This is a genomic window from uncultured Polaribacter sp. (assembly GCF_947501385.1).
In the GTDB taxonomy this organism is placed as follows: Bacteria; Bacteroidota; Bacteroidia; order Flavobacteriales; family Flavobacteriaceae; genus Polaribacter.
On record NZ_CANMVP010000001.1, the window covers coordinates 212,090 to 230,459 of the forward strand.

Annotated in this window: 9 protein-coding genes; all 9 read right to left on the reverse strand. The window is 35.4% G+C overall.

The window, feature by feature from the left end:
* Positions 1–320 precede the first annotated feature (320 nt).
* A complete protein-coding gene (locus Q0998_RS00785; RefSeq protein ID WP_299664850.1) occupies positions 321–1,664 on the reverse strand; it encodes a sulfatase in 1,344 nt (447 codons plus the stop codon).
* A gap of 194 nt (positions 1,665–1,858) precedes the next feature.
* The gene (locus Q0998_RS00790; protein ID WP_299664852.1) at positions 1,859–3,343 is read right to left on the reverse strand and encodes a sulfatase; all 1,485 of its coding nucleotides are present in this window, start codon (positions 3,341–3,343) and stop codon (positions 1,859–1,861) included.
* Positions 3,344–3,395: 52 nt separating this feature from the next.
* A complete protein-coding gene (locus Q0998_RS00795; RefSeq protein ID WP_299664855.1) occupies positions 3,396–4,946 on the reverse strand; it encodes a hypothetical protein in 1,551 nt (516 codons plus the stop codon).
* A 12-nt stretch (positions 4,947–4,958) separates the two neighbouring features.
* Positions 4,959–6,551: a sulfatase-like hydrolase/transferase gene (locus tag Q0998_RS00800; protein ID WP_299664858.1), complete on the reverse strand. Its 1,593-nt coding sequence runs from the start codon at positions 6,549–6,551 to the stop codon at positions 4,959–4,961.
* A 348-nt stretch (positions 6,552–6,899) separates the two neighbouring features.
* On the reverse strand, positions 6,900–9,248 hold the full coding sequence (locus Q0998_RS00805; RefSeq protein ID WP_299664861.1) for a T9SS type A sorting domain-containing protein: 2,349 nt from the start codon (positions 9,246–9,248) through the stop codon (positions 6,900–6,902).
* A 641-nt stretch (positions 9,249–9,889) separates the two neighbouring features.
* Entirely contained in the window at positions 9,890–12,781 is a 2,892-nt protein-coding gene (locus Q0998_RS00810) for an RICIN domain-containing protein (protein ID WP_299664863.1), read from the reverse strand.
* Between the two features lie 352 nt (positions 12,782–13,133).
* Positions 13,134–14,558, reverse strand: coding sequence for a sulfatase-like hydrolase/transferase (locus Q0998_RS00815; RefSeq protein ID WP_299664866.1), 1,425 nt, complete (start codon positions 14,556–14,558; stop codon positions 13,134–13,136).
* 186 nt (positions 14,559–14,744) lie between these two features.
* Positions 14,745–16,391, reverse strand: coding sequence for an alpha-L-fucosidase (locus tag Q0998_RS00820; protein WP_299664869.1), 1,647 nt, complete (start codon positions 16,389–16,391; stop codon positions 14,745–14,747).
* Positions 16,392–16,729: 338 nt separating this feature from the next.
* A complete protein-coding gene (locus Q0998_RS00825) occupies positions 16,730–18,031 on the reverse strand; it encodes a Gfo/Idh/MocA family oxidoreductase (protein WP_299664871.1) in 1,302 nt (433 codons plus the stop codon).
* Positions 18,032–18,370 lie beyond the last annotated feature (339 nt).

An 18,370-nucleotide genomic window follows, 5' to 3' on the forward strand; every position in this document is an offset into this window, starting at 1 on the left:
GTTTATAGATAAGCTAATCTGCCTCCGCAGTCTCAAGTATCTTGCAAACTTGGGAGAGAAGAATTATAGAGACACTTTATTGTTTGTATTTTTAAAATTAAACTAATGGCAAGATAAAATCTTTTATAAATAATACCAACTTAGTTGTTTGATGCCGTATATAATCTATCTCAAGTATAATGCCGATATAGATTTTAAGGAGCATATATGCGATATTTAAAATCATAATCGATATAATAACTTTACGAAAAGTAATCTCCAACTAGGTTTTTATTTTTAATTTAAAAGAAAAAAATAACGAATCTACAATCTACTTTTATCTATTTAAATGGCATCTGCGCACCCACTTCCTTTCGCCACTTTTCAATTTTCTGTTGCATTTCCTTTACTAATCCAGCCTCTGTTCTAACCAAGTTGTTTTCCTCAGCAACATCTTTTTTCAAGTTGTATAGCTCTTTTTTGCCTGCCCCGAAAAAATTGATGTATTTATAGTCGCCTACTCTAACGGCGGTGGAAGGACCAAATCTATGTGCCGTAATATGATGAAAATAAAGCTCATCACGTTTTAATCTTTTACCTTCTAGAATTGGAGCAAAACTAACCCCATCTACGTGTTGCCTTTTTCCAATCTCAACTCCTGTCAATTCTAGAATAGTGGGATAAAAATCAATACTACTCACAACCTCCTCCGTCTCACAGCTTTTCTTTATTTTCTTAGGATAATGCACAAACATCGGCTCTCTTATTCCCCCTTCATACATATTCTTCTTACCTCCTCGAAACGGATGGTTTCTAGCCTGCCCCTCTATACCTCCATTATCGGAAAAGAAAATCACTATGGTATTGTCCAAGATCCCTTCTTCTTCTAACGCCTTCATCATTCTTCCATAGCTTTCATCAACACTTTCTTTCATAGCCATATAATGAGCGTCCTGAAAACCTTTTTCGGGACAACCTTTATCTAGATACTTTTGGATTTTTTCTTTTTTTGCTTTTAGTGGACGATGCACAGCGTAATGCCAAAAATTAAGGAAAAATGGCTCTTCTTTATTTTCTTTAATAAATTTTACAGCTTCATCTGTCAAGCGATCTGAAAGGTATTGTCCTTTTTCGCCATCTGGCAGTGTAGGGTTGCGAAATGGTGAAAACCATGCTCTTGATATTGGACCATCCCACAATCCTATAGTATAATCGAAGCCATGATTAGGGGGAGTAAAATTACCCGTACCTATATGCCACTTACCTATATGACAAGTTTTATATCCGCCATCTTTTAATGCTTCAGCAAGGGTATATTCTTCCAATTCTACTTGCATAGCTTCCTTAGGAAACTTCCATTCTTTGAAACGGTTTCCTTTTGATTTGGGATTTGGCGGAATCCAACTGGTAATATGTAGTCTTGCTGGATATTTGCCAGTAAGAATCGATGCCCTTGTTGGTGAACATTCTGGTGCTGCAGCATAGGCATTAGTAAAAACCATAGAATCTTCAGCATATTTATCAATATTTGGGGTTTCAATTTTCATATCACCAGTATACCCCAAATCTCCATACCCCATATCATCAACCATAAATATGATTACATTTGGTTTTTTTTGTTTTTGAATAGCATATAAGCTAAGCGTTGAACATAATACGATAATAAAAAATATAACTCTTTTCATCTTTTTTCTTAATTAGGATTAAATTAACTATTATTCTATTAGCACACCCAAACCCTCTACACACACGTCTTATTAGTAGTTCGCCGAATGTTATTTTCCCATCTTGGTCAAATCTCATATGACATCAGTAAGGTATTCTATATATGATTTGAAAAACTCATCATTTTTATTGTTAAAAAAACAACCTAAAGATATTATTTGATACCCTTCCCTAGAGTTTCCCACTGCCAAAGCTGTTCCGATAATGTATTGACAAGCTTTTTATATTTGGATTTAGTCACTAAATTTTTACTTTCCTCGTAATCATTTTTATAATCGTACAACTCTTTTTCATAAATTTTACCTTTGTTCCATCCTTTATACCATTCAATATACCTGTATCTATCTGTTCTAATTGCTCTGCCTATCATATGGCTTTTTGTTCCGTCCGGGTTTTGCACCCAACGGTTGGAACAATGATAAGCAACGTCATGCCATTCCTTTTTCGGATGACCAAGGAGGGGTTTAAGCGAGACACCATCCGTCAGCTCTAATTTTGGTAAGTCACATAGATCCATCAATGTTGGAAATATATCACAGGTTTCTACCAAGGCGTCTGTACGTTTGTTTTTTTCCATGCCGGGCACCGAAATAATAAGCGGTGAAGAGGCTGTCATCTCATAATTGGTGTTTTTTGTCCACATCCCGAGATGCCCCAGATGATAACCATGGTCACTCCATAGAACTATAATCGTATTCTTGTCAAGCCCCAAACTTCTTACTTCGTTTATGATCTTGCCAATTTGAGCATCTACATAACTAATACATGCAGCATAAGCATGCCTTAGACGAATAGATTCCTTTTTATTTGGAGGAGCATCGAAAGTCCAGCCCTCTGTATACCCCCATAACCCATGTCTTTTACGCCAGCCATAATCGGGCATCCCTTTGGGAGATTTAAGACGTAAGGGTGTTGCAGGAGGGTTCTCACCGTCATAAAGATCCCAATATTTTTTTGGTGCATTAAACGGGAGATGTGGTTTTGAAAACCCTACACACATTAAAAAAGGTTGGTCGGCTTTTGCCTTTTCCTTTAAGAGCCCTATCGTCCTTTGTGCAAGCATTCCATCTGTATAACAAGTGTCGTTTACGACCAAGGGACCTTCTACCGCAGGTGTATCCATCTTTAATTTTGCGGTTCTATGTTCTTTTAATGCATATCGTTTGTTTGCACCAGGTTTTTCCTTAACATCAAAACGATCCATAAGTTTCCCTTTGGGAGGTGAATGCCAAACTTTCCCCAAAGCGGCCGTAAAATAACCATTCTCGCTGAAAGTTCTGCCCATATATTGGATTCCCTCCACATCATTTATCATAAATGGGCCGTATACTTGGTGAGTCCGTTCGCTCCGAGTACCTGTCAAAAGTCCTGCCCGCGAAGGGATACAGATAGGAACCGTCACATAATGACGGTCGAAAACCACTCCATCGCAAGCTAATTTATCCATATTGGGGGTGTGCATATCGCTATAACCATAAAATCCTGCTTGTTCCCTAAAATCATCTACCATGATCATTAGCACATTGGGCTTCGTATTCGTCTTTGAGGAAACTGTTGTCTGCGCAAGTATCTGCATATTCATACAGACAAGCTGCATCAATATGAACAACCGGCCTATTAGTATTTTTTCTTTACTCATCTTTAAATTTTTTAATTACCTCGTCTCCTGGTTTATATAGTAAATTGAAAGATCAACGAATCGTTGTATACACTCTTACACTGTTTTCTGGGATGGACACCTTGAGCCCTCGGCTTAAATCTACGCCTCCCACTTCTTTTGTATCGATAACCATTTCCATTTCCTTCTTATTGAAATTGTCCTCTAGATAAGAATGGGACAAGAAATCTTTTTTTTCTGCTATATCCATCTTTAAATTAAAACTTATCTCATTTTCTGAGGCATTCACTACAAAAACAGAAAAGTCGTTTTGATGCTTGGCAACCATTAGCTTTATTCCTTCAGGAAGTTTAATATTCTTAACATTAATTATATCGGATTTTGGAGGAATATACTTGCAGAGCCAGCTCCAGGTATAATACCAGGGACGGATTTTTTCATCTTCAGGTCGATTTATAATTTCAGTTCCTAGGATGTTCCAGAACCCCCAGCGCTTCAGGCTGTGAATATCAGCCAAATCTCCTTTTGTATGCATGGCATCGTCTAAATCCCACGCTATCAATCCATCTACTCCCGCATTCATACATAATATGGCTGCTTTGACCATATCTACGCCGTAACTAAATTCGTAAATCCATAGATTAGAATCAGATGATGCAAATCCATCTTTTCTCGCCCTCGCCTCGTTTTCAGCCTTATGATGGTCTTTTGACGCTTTGATTCCTATTTCACCTAAAAAAAACGGCTTTCCTCTTTCATCGGCCAACTTTACATCACGGGCAATATAATAATCATCCACCAAGGTTTCTTCTTCAATCTGGGTGTAAGAGGTGTACATATGTGTGTTGTAAGCTCCCACGATATCATCATGGTCTTCTGCTACTTTCAGCATCCATTCATGACCTTTAACGGTTCTGTCATATCTTGAATTGGCCATAGGTACTGTACCTGGAGCCGCTATGGTAATGCTTGAAAGCAAACCAGCTTTTTCAAATGATTGATGCAACAGATTCACGCCTTCGATCCATTCCTTATACCTTCCCAATGTTGAGGCCCAAGCTCCATTAGGTTCATTAATAAAATCATAATACTTAATACAGGTATACCCTTTATCATTAATTAAAAAATCTATCCATTTGGTAATCATAGAAATCCACCGTGGATCAGTGGCATCATTCAACTTATCTTTCGTGTTGTGCTTATCGTGCATATGGTACGGAGTGCCCCACTCACCAATAAGTACCGTAATATCGTTTTTTTGACAGTAATCCAGAATTTTAAACAAGGATTGAATTTCTTCATTATCAAACTCCAAAATGGGCTGACCATCTGTATCTAACCCTTTATAGTACCTCCAGTTTGCCTGATCCATTACTCGCATAAAATGAGGACGCATATAGTCGAGACGTTTATATAGCTCCTTCCATTTTTTATCGGTCATAAGAGCTCCCCACTCTGAGTTCTTACTATCTGCGTGCGGATAAGCCGACCATTGAACACCATTTCCTATGATGCTCTTACTTATTGTATTAGCTGTATTAACTTCTATAACAGGCAAATTGCTTTTGCACGAAATAATTAAAAAACAGAACCCTGCACACAATAGTATTTTTTTAATAGTCATCTGAATAATTTTTTATTTGTTTGCCATTTTAAGCATCTGTGTTTTTAATTTTTCTTTTATCGAAGCGTATTTAGGATTCTTGGCCAGATTATCTAACTCACCAGAATCATTGGTCATATCAAACAACATTTCATACCCATTTCTATAAAGAGAATATTTGTATTGCCTATCTCGAATCATAAGTTGTGCGCGAGAAATATCATCTATTACATAACCACGAGTAGAACGATCAAAAGGAATACGTTCGCAAATAGTGTATTGAGGTGCTTCTGATAAAGGTTTCTCTCCTGTAAGGAACGGAGCTAGATCTACACCATCAACATCTTCTGGTATTTTCTGGCCCGTAAATGAAAGGATGGTAGGCATAAAATCGATGATATTCGCAGGAAAATTATACTTTTTATTAGCAGGTATGGCATTTGGATACGAAATTATATATGGAATAGCTGCTACTTCATCATAAAAGGCACCAGTGCTTTTCCAAACCATACGGTGAGCGCTTGACATATCGCCATGATCAGCCGTAAAAATAACAATAGTATTGTCTTTCTGTCCAGAATCTTCAAGGGCTTTCATGATACGACCGATTTGTGCATCAATCATCATTACATTCGCATAGTAGACTCGCATAAACTCTTTCAACCCAGCATCCCCCATTTGATCTACGACTCTAGCTGACCAACTTCCATTAAAATAAGGGTCGCGGGCACTATTTTCTGCTAACTTTAGCTTATTAAAATCTATTTGCGAATAATATGGGTCTGGTGCTACATTTGGGTCGTGAGGCACATTAAACGAGGCGGTTATTGAAAACTTTTTACCATCTTTCGCACACTCATTCAGACGATCAATAGTTTTATCTGCAATACGATATTCAAAGGTTTCACTTTCATCCAGCAATAATTTTCCAATTTTTCCAAAATATTCTTGCGCCCTCTCAGTTTGGTTATTCTCGACAACTGGTTGAATAGCATTTTTAAACTCATCCGTTTGTTCGACAGGAAGATACCATCCTTGCCAAAACATATAATCTTCTCGAGGTAATTTTTGAACTTCTTTAAATCTTTCGGTTAACTCTTCGGTATATTGTACATCTATATTATACATATCAGGATATGGATAATAAGAACGGTTAGGAACGGAATCCATAGGAGTATTGGCTAAATGCCATTTTCCATAGTGATGTGTGGCATATCCAGCTTTATTTAAAATAACATCAAAAGTAATATCATCTGGTCCAATGGCAGCCATCTCTGGCTTCCCTGCACCATATTGATCAAAATTACAATTTGAGGCAATACCATGGTTGTGGGTATATTTCCCAGTAACTAAAGAAGCTCGGCTTGGAGAACAATATGGAGTCGAACAATAACCTGCTGTAAACATAGCTCCATCCTCTGCTAGTTCATCAATATTTGGTGTTTTCACATCACCTCCGTAGCACCCTAATACACGTGGATTTAGCTGATCTGTCATAATAACAAGTACGTTAGGTGTATTGTCTGCATTGTCTGATTTGGTATCTGCCTTCTGTTTTAAATTACAACTTAATAAAAGGAATGTTGTAATAATTATCATACAAACACTTATAATTGGCTTATTCATAATTAAGAAATTTACAATTTATCTATTTAATATTATAACAAAAATGATGTATACACTTCGAGAAATTAGCAATAAATTACCATAATACTACAACAAAATATTAGTAGTAAAAATTCTCTTTAAAATTTATCTAATATATACTTCTACTTAACTTAATCTAATTTGCTACAGTGCATATTTATGTTGTTGGTGGAGACAATACTTATGATAAATAACATCTCCTTTAAAATATTATGATTTTATTGTTTCATTTTTTTAAAACTTGATAATCATAAAAAAAACCGTTCCTAATTATGAATATTTCTGGCTTACAGTCTTTTAATATTCTATCAAAGTTTAATCTATTGGCTACTCCTTAATAATTTTTCTAGTTACTACTCCTATCTCTGAAGAAACCTGTATCATATAGACACCAGCTGGCAAATGCCCTATTTTCATTTTAACCTTTCCTTTAGAAGCATTTTTAGACTCCACTAATTCGCCTATTACATTATAAACATTAATAGTAGCTGCTTTTGCTGCTAAATGGATAAAGACATCAGACTGTACAGGGTTCGGATAGAGTTTCACAACATCATACATACTCAACTCCTCATTTGTGCTGAGCGGATCTGAATCATTTTGTGGCACATAAACTTTTACGTCATCAATAAAAATAACATCGTCTGCATCATTTCCTGTATTGGTAATTCTTATTTTAAAATCTGTCCCAAATGAAAAGTCAGAAGATGTAAACTCATAAACTGGATTATGGAAATGGTCTTCTATATGCGCTTTCTCAAATTTTGTATCTTCAAAAGTCGTCCAACCTGTTGCGGTAGTATAATACTCCATCTTAATCCTATCATTCTGATTATAATCCATATTCTGGGCAATATACCAGAGTTCTAATCTGATTTTAGATTGTGTGCTAATATCGATATCGTCAGAAGTAATTACAGAGTTAGCACCTAACAATTTCGCAGATTGAGTCCCTTCCCAGATGTTTAGTTCCTCTGTTGATAGTGTAACTCCCAAACTTGAGGCATCCATCTTCCCAAGCCCGTCTTCGAAATTCTCTGACCATAAAACGCTTTCTTCAATAACATTTGCACTCTCGTACAAATTATTTTCTACAGCATCCGCATTGGCAGTAGGTACAGTTATATAATAAGGAAAAACACCCAACTGTTGATTGAAAGTACCTGTGGCAATTTTTCTCCCATAACTGTTATACACCTCTGCGTCTGACGTAATTGAAGAGCTAAATGAACTTAACCCATTATACCTGAATAAAGCAAATACAGTTTCGCTATCGGCTGGCTTGTCATAACGGATGATAGCCAGATCTTTTCTATTGCAAATATATTCTCCAGTATTCGCATGATAAAGCAGGTTGTTATGTGTTGCAATAGTACTTGCTGCAGGTCTTGCTGAAGCAAAACTGGTTACATTAAACCCTTTGGTATCTCCGCCGTAACGGAAATTATACCAAAGTAGTTTTTTAACATTCGGTGTCGCTCTTGCTACACAGTAAGTCTGTGCAAGAAAGGCAGCATGCATACGTAGCTGAGGCGAAAGCAGATCATAACTCCCGCTGACTGAATAACCAAGCTCTGTATTAAACATATCAGCAACGCCTAATCCAAACTTGTTACTCATATATTGGGCTTTTTCGTATGCATAAGGAAAATTCGCATCCCAGACACTAGTCACATCATAATTATCAGGAAAATTCGCATCATCCCAATCAGCCATATTAGCTCCTGTGCCAGATTCAATATTCTGTGATAAAGGGTATGGGTGATGTGAAATATATTGGTATGGCTGGGTTGCTAATTCATGAGTCTGTCTTACAAAAGAATCTTTGTGAGTTATATGAAATCGCGTAGTTGAAAATGCAATCTTTGGAATGTTTGCGTGTGCGGTTTGATTAATTTCCGAGATAGCTCTGTCGAGCATTGCAGCATAGCAAACACCTCCTTTTCTTAACCAAAGTCCTTTCTTTGATCCTAACGAACGTGCAGGCTCGGCGCCTATCATATAAGCACCTACATTTACATTCATAGCAATCAACTCTTCTACAGTCTTCTTTACCATATTTCCCCAAGCATTTAGAAAAGTAGTGTTGTCAGCCCCAGCCGTATCATCCCAGACAGGTGCCCACGAAGGCCAGGTCTCAACTCTAATTGCAGGAACAGCTAAAATTTTGCCCGTAGCCAAATCTTGGGTTGCGTTTGTAAGTGCACTCCAATCGAATGAACCTTGTGTCGCCTCAACCGACTCCCATTTAACATAAAATCTTTCGAATTTAAAACCAAGACGGTCGCCCGCTTCAACTTCATTAACATAAGTACCTCCAACAAAGCAGTCGGGATCCCATTTGTTATAATTCCGAGGTTTGTGGACTACAGCGAGACCTTGCCTAGAAACAAAAAGGACTTCGCTGTTTTCTACATCAGTTATCCAGGCTTTTACCTCAGTAAAACCATACTTATCAGTTGGTAAAGATACTGAGCCAATAATACTTTTGCTAGCATCAAGTGTAACAGTCTCTTCACGCACGATGGTTTCATCACCTTCATCATCTATGAGAGCAACATGAATTGCTCCTTCTTGAGTCTCTGTTCCAACATTTTTAAAACGATAAGTAAAAGTTGGCTCTGGTTCGTCTAGAAATAATACACCATTATAATTGGGTGTTATATCATTTCCCATTTTAATAAACCAACTCTGTCCGTAGACGTTTGAGAATAAGGACGCACAGAGCATAACTACGAAAAGAATAGTAATTTTTTTCATAATTTAATATATTTATCTGTTAATTACTTACAAATTTAAACCTAAAACGCTATATTTAAAGATACTATTTTGCTTATCTCTCATACAATAATGTTGTATAAAAACATAAACACTATTATTTTAATAATTTAATTCAAATTAAAATATAAAATCGATTATTTTTAGCTACAAAAAATAAATTTTTTGTTATAATTTTATAGTGATACTATATTGAACATACATAATCATAGATTGGTATTCTGCTTCTAAAAATAATTCGACAAAAAAGCTATAAGTTTAGGTTATCCGACTTGACGTATAGCTCTTCTATCCGATTTTGCTTCATCTATATTTTCTATTTGGTTTTTCTACTGTTTGTTAAAAACAAGTTTTAAAACAAAAATTTTATTCTCGTTACTGATTTTATCTATATAAATGATTAAAAATTCTCCAGAATTCACAAACTACCCCTTAATAAGCAAGCAAATTTGCGTAATTTATGAACTAAAAAACCGTGCTTAACATATATATGTTAAGCACGGTTTTTTAGCCATTTTAGAATAATAAATATAGCTGTACTACTCCTTGATTATTGTTTTGGTTACAACTCCAATTTCTGAGGAAACCTTTACTAAATAAACACCAGCCAATAGATGCCCCATTTCCATTTCTACTCTACCCTTGCTGGCTATCTTAGATCCGACTAACATACCAAGTGCATTGTATAGATTTATTGTACTTGACTCTGAAGTGAGGTGAACTGTCAATTTTGAGTTTACTGGACTAGGGTATATATTCACAACATTTTCCTCATTTGTTTGGTCGGCAATATTTTTTTTTTCGATGGCACTTTTATTTGCCGAACCAACTACATTTATAATCCATTTTTGATTAGCATTATTATTGTTTGAGTTCCATAGATAGATTGAGTCTCCTTTTGTAGCAGGAGGAGAACTCCCATCAATAGAAAACCCAGAAGCATTACGCTTTTCTAAGCGAAAAGTATTATTTGGCAAAGATATCTTTTTCCACTGTTGATTGTAATTGCTATTATCACAAGGCCACAGATAAATATCTTGACCTTTGGCTCCGCCGTTACCTCCATCTATACAATGGTTTGTATTTTTTTTCTGATAAGAATAATATCCTCCACCATTATCAATCTCTTCCCACTGTTGGTTTACATTACTAGGATTTGCGTTCCATAACACTACTGGTTGCCCATTAGTAGTTGTATTACCGCCATCTAATGCAAATCCAGAATCATTGTTTTTAAGGATATGAACCAATGGGTTAGAAGATTGTGCGGATACTGGAGCATAGATTCTTACAGCATCAATAAAAATAACATCGTCTGCATCATTTCCTGTATTGGTAATTCTTATTTTAAAATCTGTCCCAAACGAGAAATCAGAAGGCATAAACTCATAAACTGGATTATGGAAATGGTCTTCTATATGCGCTTTCTCAAATTTTGTATCCTCAAAAGTCGTCCAACCTGTTGCGGTAGTATAATACTCCATCTTAATCCTATCATTCTGATTATAATCCATATTCTGGGCAATATACCAGAATTCTAATCTGATCTTAGATTGTGTGCTAATATCAATATCATCAGAAGTAATTATAGCGTTAGCACCTAACAATTTTGCAGATTTAGTACCTTCCCAAGTGTTTAACGGATCGTTTGATATGGTTACTCCTGAATTAGAAGCATTCATCTTACCCAATCCACTATTAAATCGCTCTACCCAGATTACGCTTTCTTCTACAACATTCGCACTAGCATACAAATTATTTTCAACTGTATTTGCTTGAGCAGTAGGTACAGTTATGTAATAAGGAAAAACACCCAACTGTTGATTGAAATTACCTGATGCAACTTTTCTCCCATAACTATTGTACACATCTGAACTTGAAGTAATTGAAGAACTAAACGAACTCAGTCCATTATATCTAAATAAAGCAAATACAGTTTCGTTATCGGCTGGCTTGTCATAACGGATAATTGCCAAATCTTTTCGATTACAAATATATTCTCCTGTATTCGCATGATAAAGCAGGTTGTTATTTGTTGCAATAGTACTGGCTGCAGGTCGTGCTGAAGCAGAACCAGTTACATTGAATCCTTTGGTAGCTCCGCCGTAACGGAAACAGTACCAAAGTAATTTTTTAACATTCGGTGTCGCTCTTGCCACACAGTAAGTCTGTGCAATAAAGGCAGCATGCATACGTAGCTGAGGCGAAAGCAAATCATAATCTCCCCTAACTTCATAACCCACCTCGGTATTAAACATATTTACAATACCTGAACCGAATTGAGAACTCATATCCTGAGCTTTTTGATATGCATAAGGAAAATTTGCGTCCCAAACACTAGTCACATCATAATTATCAGGAAAATTAGGAGCATCCCAACCAGACATACTTGCCCCAGTGCCTGATTCTATGTTTTGTGTTGCAGGGTATGGATGATGTGAAATGTATTGATATGGCTGGATAGCCGTTTCATGGGTTTGCCTAATAAAAGAATCTTTAGCAGTAATATGTAAGCGTGTTGTTGAGAATGCAATTTTTGGAATGTTTGCATGTACGGTTTGATTAATTTCCGTGATAGCTCTGTCGAGCATTGCAGCATAACAAAGACCTCCCTTTCTTAACCATAATCCTTTCTTTGATCCTAACGAACGTGCAGGCTCGGCACCTATCATATAAGCACCTACACTTATGTTCATAGCAATCAGTTTCTCTACAGTCTTTTTTACCATATTTCCCCACGCATTCAAAAAAGTGGCATTACTAGCACCAGGCGTATCATCCCAGACAGGTGCCCACGAAGGCCAAGTCTCTACCCTGATTGCAGGTACAGCTAAAATCTTGCCAGCCGCCAAATCTTGCGTTGCATTCGTAAGCGCACTCCAATCGAACGAACCCTGTGTCGCCTCAACCGATTCCCATTTAACATAAAATCTTTCGAATTTAAAACCAAGACGATTTCCTGCATCAACTTCATTAACGTAAGTACCGCCAACAAAGCAATCAGGATCCCACTGGTTATAATTCCGAGGTTGACTAACTACAGAAAGACCTTGGTCTCCTTGTGAAAGAACTGCATTACTACCAGTATTTGTTACCCAAGCCTTCACTTGCGTAAAACCAAGTTCGTTTGTAGGCAAGCTCAAAGTTCCTGTAAAAGTTTGATTTGCACCTAGTGTTTTAGATTCTTGCAAAATAACTGTTTCGGTACCATCATCTTTACGAACAATAACGTGTAGCACTCCCGTCTGACTGCCTGTACCAGTATTTTTTAATTTATAAGTAAAAGTGGGCTGAGGATCGTTATAGAACAATACTCCATTATAAGAAGGCGTTATATCGTTAGATACGGTTATAAACCAACTCTGACCATAGACATTCGAGAACAGACAAGCAAATAGCATCGTCATCAATAAAGTAGTGATTTTTTTCATAATTAATATAGTTAAGGTAAATTACATACAAATACAAATTTAAATTTAAAAAAACATAATAAATGATATTATTTTGCCTATTCTTTATATAATAATGCTATTTAGCATATAAATATTATTATTTTATTAATTTTTTAAACTTAAAATACATAATTAATTAATTTTTAACAAAAAAAATGAAAATGAAAAAGTAAACTATTTATAATATTTTTTATGATACTATATTGAACAGAATAGATACAATAATAATGAACAACTCAATTTAAAAATTAGATTATCCATAGAAAAAAATAAGTGTGAGTTTGCCTTGGTATATACATATTGATAGTACAAAGAATCAATATTTAATACATTAGTTTTTATAATCCTTCCCTGCAAGACTATTTTCTACAGATACCTGCCACTCTTTAAGTTCTTGAGACATTCTCTCCAATATATTATTGTTTGCCTTAGATATATCATACACTTCCCCAATATCTGTGCGTAGATTATAAAGCTCACGTTTTCGATTATTGTAAACAATAAGCTTATAATTATTGTCTATCCAAGTTGCTCTTCCGAAAAACGGTTCTTTTAACACTTCTGGATGTTTATAATTGACAAAATTTCTCTTATTACCAAATTCATTTTTTGCTTCTGGATCCTTATTATTAGCAGTAAAAGTTATCATATTATTAAGAGCACTATTTTTAATCCAAGGTTCGTTAATAAGTTCGTTTTTAAAAGGATATACCCAGCTACCAATTGGTTTGTTGCGTACAGTTATTTTTTCGCCATTTATAACTGGTAATATACTAATTCCATCCATCGGGCGTTCAACTGGAACGTCTATTTTTAGAATTTCTAAAATGGTAGGTAATATATCAGAGGTAACACAAGGATAGTTACTCTCAATGGGAGAGTCGATAACTGCTGGCCATTCGATAATAGCGGGAACTCTTAGACCCCCTTCGGTCAAATCTCCCTTATACCCCCTAAAAGAACCGTTATAATAGTACTCACGCTCTTTTTGTGTAAATTCAGTTGACTTTGGAATACCATTGTCAGAATTAAACCAAATAAGAGTATTTGACCGTTCTCCTAACTGCGTAAGTTTATCTCTAAATTGACCAATAGCTCTATCCATTGCTGTAATTTCAGCAAAACGCCTACTTATTGTATTGCCATATTGCTCATAAAGTTTTACATCTTCTTCTGTGCCCGAATAAGGCGCATGAGGAGAACCAAACCATATAACCACAAAGAATGGTTTCCCGTCTTTTTTAGATTGCTCAATAAACTTCATCGCCTCGGCGACAATTACTTCAGATCCTTCTCCTTCATAAACTTGTGGCTCTCCACCGTTCTTGGAAAGCAATGGATTCATTTCGAAAAAATTATCATGTGATACGTTTTCATCAAAACCTAACGCTTTTGGTGAAACGGGTGACCCTTCTTTAATTGCACCAATGTGCCATTTACCAAAATGTCCTGTGCTATAACCAAAATTTTTAAGCAATTGACTAATTGTAATCTCCTCTGGTCTGGTTGACCAATTCCAACTAAATGCACCTGACCTATTAGCATGTCTGCCTGTCATACAACTAACTCGTGTAGGGGTACAAACTGGAGAAGCGGCGTAAAAACGACTCATATTTAGTCCTGTTCTTGCCATTTCGTCGAGAATAGGCGTTTTAAGAACGGGGTGACCATTATATCCTGTTTCTCCCCACCCTTGATCATCTGACATAATAAGTACGATATTAGGATTGTTTTTTTTTGTAGCAGTCTGCCCCACACAGCTTGATAATCCTAGAAAACCAATAATAAAAATTGATTTTTTAACAATAGTTAATGGTACTCTCATATTCTATTTTTTTATTGGCTATTTATTACTTTTTTAAATTCTAAATTTTGTATTATATAATGTATTAAGCTGTTACTCCTTTTTTTCTATAAGTTTCTTTTTTACTTTTAAATATGCTTATTCTTTTTTTAGCAATGTATCCTTTCCGTTCTCGAAAATAGTTGTTAAACCTTCTATTTTAAAACAAAAAGCATACTTGCCTACCACTCGATTAGGCAAATTGATTTTTAAAGAATTTTTGTCTCGATTAAAAGACAAATTACCGTATCCTAATAAAGTAATTTTACTAATTTTTCCGTTTACCAAAGGTGAGTCTTTTGACATCGCTTGAATTACAGCCTGTTCTTTGTCTGGCCAGTCCATAGCAAAGGCATAAACCACACCTTCTTTTTGAGTAAAACGAAAATCGGCACCAGTATAATTTATAGTCTCTTTACGTTCGGTTGCACGTCCTCCTTGAGTAGCCACATAACCTTCACCAAAAACAGCCCAAGGTTTTGTAGCATAAATTCCTTCACTGTTTATATCCATCCACTCGGCAATTCCTTCAAGAATAGCTATTTCCTGATTATCGAGTACACCATTGTTGGGTTGAGGCACACTTAATAAGAGATTTCCATTTTTACTCACTATATCAACAAACATATCTACAATTTTGTCTACCGATTTATAATTAACATTTTTTTTGTAAAACCAATCGCCAATACAAGTATCTGTTTGCCATGGATATTTCATTTTCTTTCCTGAGGCTCCTCGTTCCACATCATAAACAATCGCTTTTTTACTTTTTGGGCGCTTTATATTAAGCACTGCTTGGTCTTTTTCCCCAGACCACTTAGCGTGTTGATTATAATGATAAGCATACATATTTAAACCTATGGGCGCATTAACTTTAATATCTTTGGACACGTTAGGGTATTGACCGTCATCAAAATATAGCAAATCAGGGTGATAAGAATCAATTAAATCCTTTGTACGCAACACAAATTTATCTATATATTCTTGGTCGGGTATTCTCTGCCTAGGCTTAATAGGCTTACAGTATAAATCTTGGGGATCATAGCCTTCCCACCAAGTTCCTTTACCATCCTTTTCTCTAAGTACACCATCATAAAGAACGCCCTTTAATGGTCCGTGTGCATCACTTTGATGTGCAGGTTGCATCCAGTACCACGAACGTGCTGCATGAACAGTTACACCAAAATGTAACCCTTCTTTTCGTGCCGCCTTTTCCCATAACCCAACAATATCTTTTTTTGGACCTATATTCATACTATTCCAAGGTTGATATTTAGAATCCCATAAATCAAAATTGTCATGATGGTTTGCTAATGCAACAAAATATTTTGCTCCGACACGTTTAAACAATTTCATTAGTTTTTCTGGTTCGAACTTATTAGCTTTCCATAAATTACATATATCTTTAGCTCCAACAAAGGAGGGATGTCCATAGGTCTTATTATGAAAATCGTACACAATCTTTCCTCTGGCAGCTTCCCAATCTAATAGAGAAAACCCTTCCATAGTTTCAGGACTTTCTATATACAAATGACGTTGGTACCAATCGCCGAATTCGGTAACTGACGTTGGCCCCCAATGAGACCAAATTCCTAATTTACCGTCACTGAACCATTTTGGACAATTATAATTTTCTAGCGATACCCATGTCGGGTCATACGCTTGCTTTTCGCTTACCTTAATATCTTTTATATTATTACAGGAGAATAAGAGTATTACAATTGTAATTATTTTAATAAATTTCAAATAATCCAATTTAAAACTATTTCTAAGAACTTTTATTTTCTTGGACACCGTAATCATCTTTTTTGTAGATTAGAATTATCTTACTATTTTATTCTATTCTTTTTTGCTATTTTATTATGAAAGGGTAAATCTAATGGCATTACGTAGATATTTTTACGTTACTTTCAAATGTTACAACTTCTTTAGTTAAAAAAACACAATATTATTATAACCTTTTAATTGATATAAATTGTTAACAGCAACAAATCAATTTTAAGAATGGTTTAAAAATTTGCTTATTATTTACTATACCTTACAAAGCATTACACAAACAATAGAATTTAAAAAGATTACAATCATTAACCTAATTTCCAAGGATTACGGTATCTATAATGTAATTTTTTTGTAGCTTTTTTATCTTTAGTAAACGTTTGTGTGTCTGGATCCCAGTTTATGGTTTTTTTAAGATCAAAAGCAATATTGCCTAACGTACAAACAGTACATGAGCTATGACCAATTTCGACAGGAACAATCGGGTCTCTTCTTTCAATTACTGATTGTATAAAATTAGCATAATGTGACTCTGTAGGCTTTTTTGACATATTTTTAGTAGGAATCCAATCTTTATTAGACGCTTTAAAAGAGCGTCTAGACATTTCAATCCATCCTTTTTCCCCGATAAATTTCACACCTTTAGTTTTGTTTTCGTTAAAAGGCTTGGTGGTCATCACTACGCCATTTTTATACTCGAACTCTAAAAATTCCGTTTTATTCCCAATGGGTGAGATTCTAACAGGACCACTTCTATCCATTCCGATTCCCCATTGTGCTATGTCAAACATATGTGCTCCCCAGTCGGTAGTATATCCCCCACCCATTTCTTTATACCATCGCCATGCCGCTAATACTTGCTCATCTTTAGGTGGATTAAGGCTGATTGGAGGACACAATTGATTATTGAAATGAATATTCTTTGGCAAAGGTCCCAGCCATAGATCCCAATCTAAATCTTCTGGAATATTCTCTTCTGGAAGGTCGTAGGGTTTAGGCGGACCTCCAACATATGCGTGAACAGTTTTAATTTTCCCTAATGCACCATTATGTATAAGACTTATACCGTGTCTGAATCCAGGAGACGACCTTTGTTGACTGCCGATACCAAGGATTATATTATTTTTACGAACAGCTTTTACCAGTTCTTGCCCCTCTTTAATGGTAAAAGTCATAGGCTTTTCGAGATAAACATCTTTACCTGCCTTACATGCCTCAATGGCTATTAGTGCATGCCAATGATCTGGTGTTGCAATAACCACGGCATCGACATCTTTCCTGGAAATTAAATCTTTATAATTCTTATAAAAATCAACTTCTTTACTTACATTTTTTAAGGTATTTGTTTTACTTATAAATTTCTTAGCAAAACGTATATTTTTTCGAGCGTACACATCACAACATGCTACGATTTCAACATTTGGCAAATTCGAAAATGATTTAGCCAATTTTAGACTACGGTTGCCTAAACCTATAAAACCAAGTCTAATAATAGTAGGTGTTTTAGTTTCTTGAGACCATCCTAATGATGGAAGTATTGAAATACCAGCAAAACCAACCGCTGTCTTTTTCAGAAATCTTCTTCTTGATAATTTGTTTTTGCTTGCCATAATATTATATTTTATTGTTCTTTTGATAAATTATTTCTGTTAGTTTACTCTATTTCTTTACAAATTTTATTCATTCAATTTTTAAAATGTACTTTTTCTAAGTCAGCATTTCATACTAAGCAATTATCGAAAAGCATACTCCTTAAAGAATAAATGATAAACGGATTCTAATACCTTAGTCATCTTCATATCCACAACATCTTTTTTATTGATGTTTTAGAATTTCCTTGCATTAAAACCATCCTGCCATTTTACCCTTACCTAAAAAGAGTCTTTACTCTATAAGATTTGTATTTGATTTTTTAATACTAAAATTTATATATTTTAATTTTGTCTTAT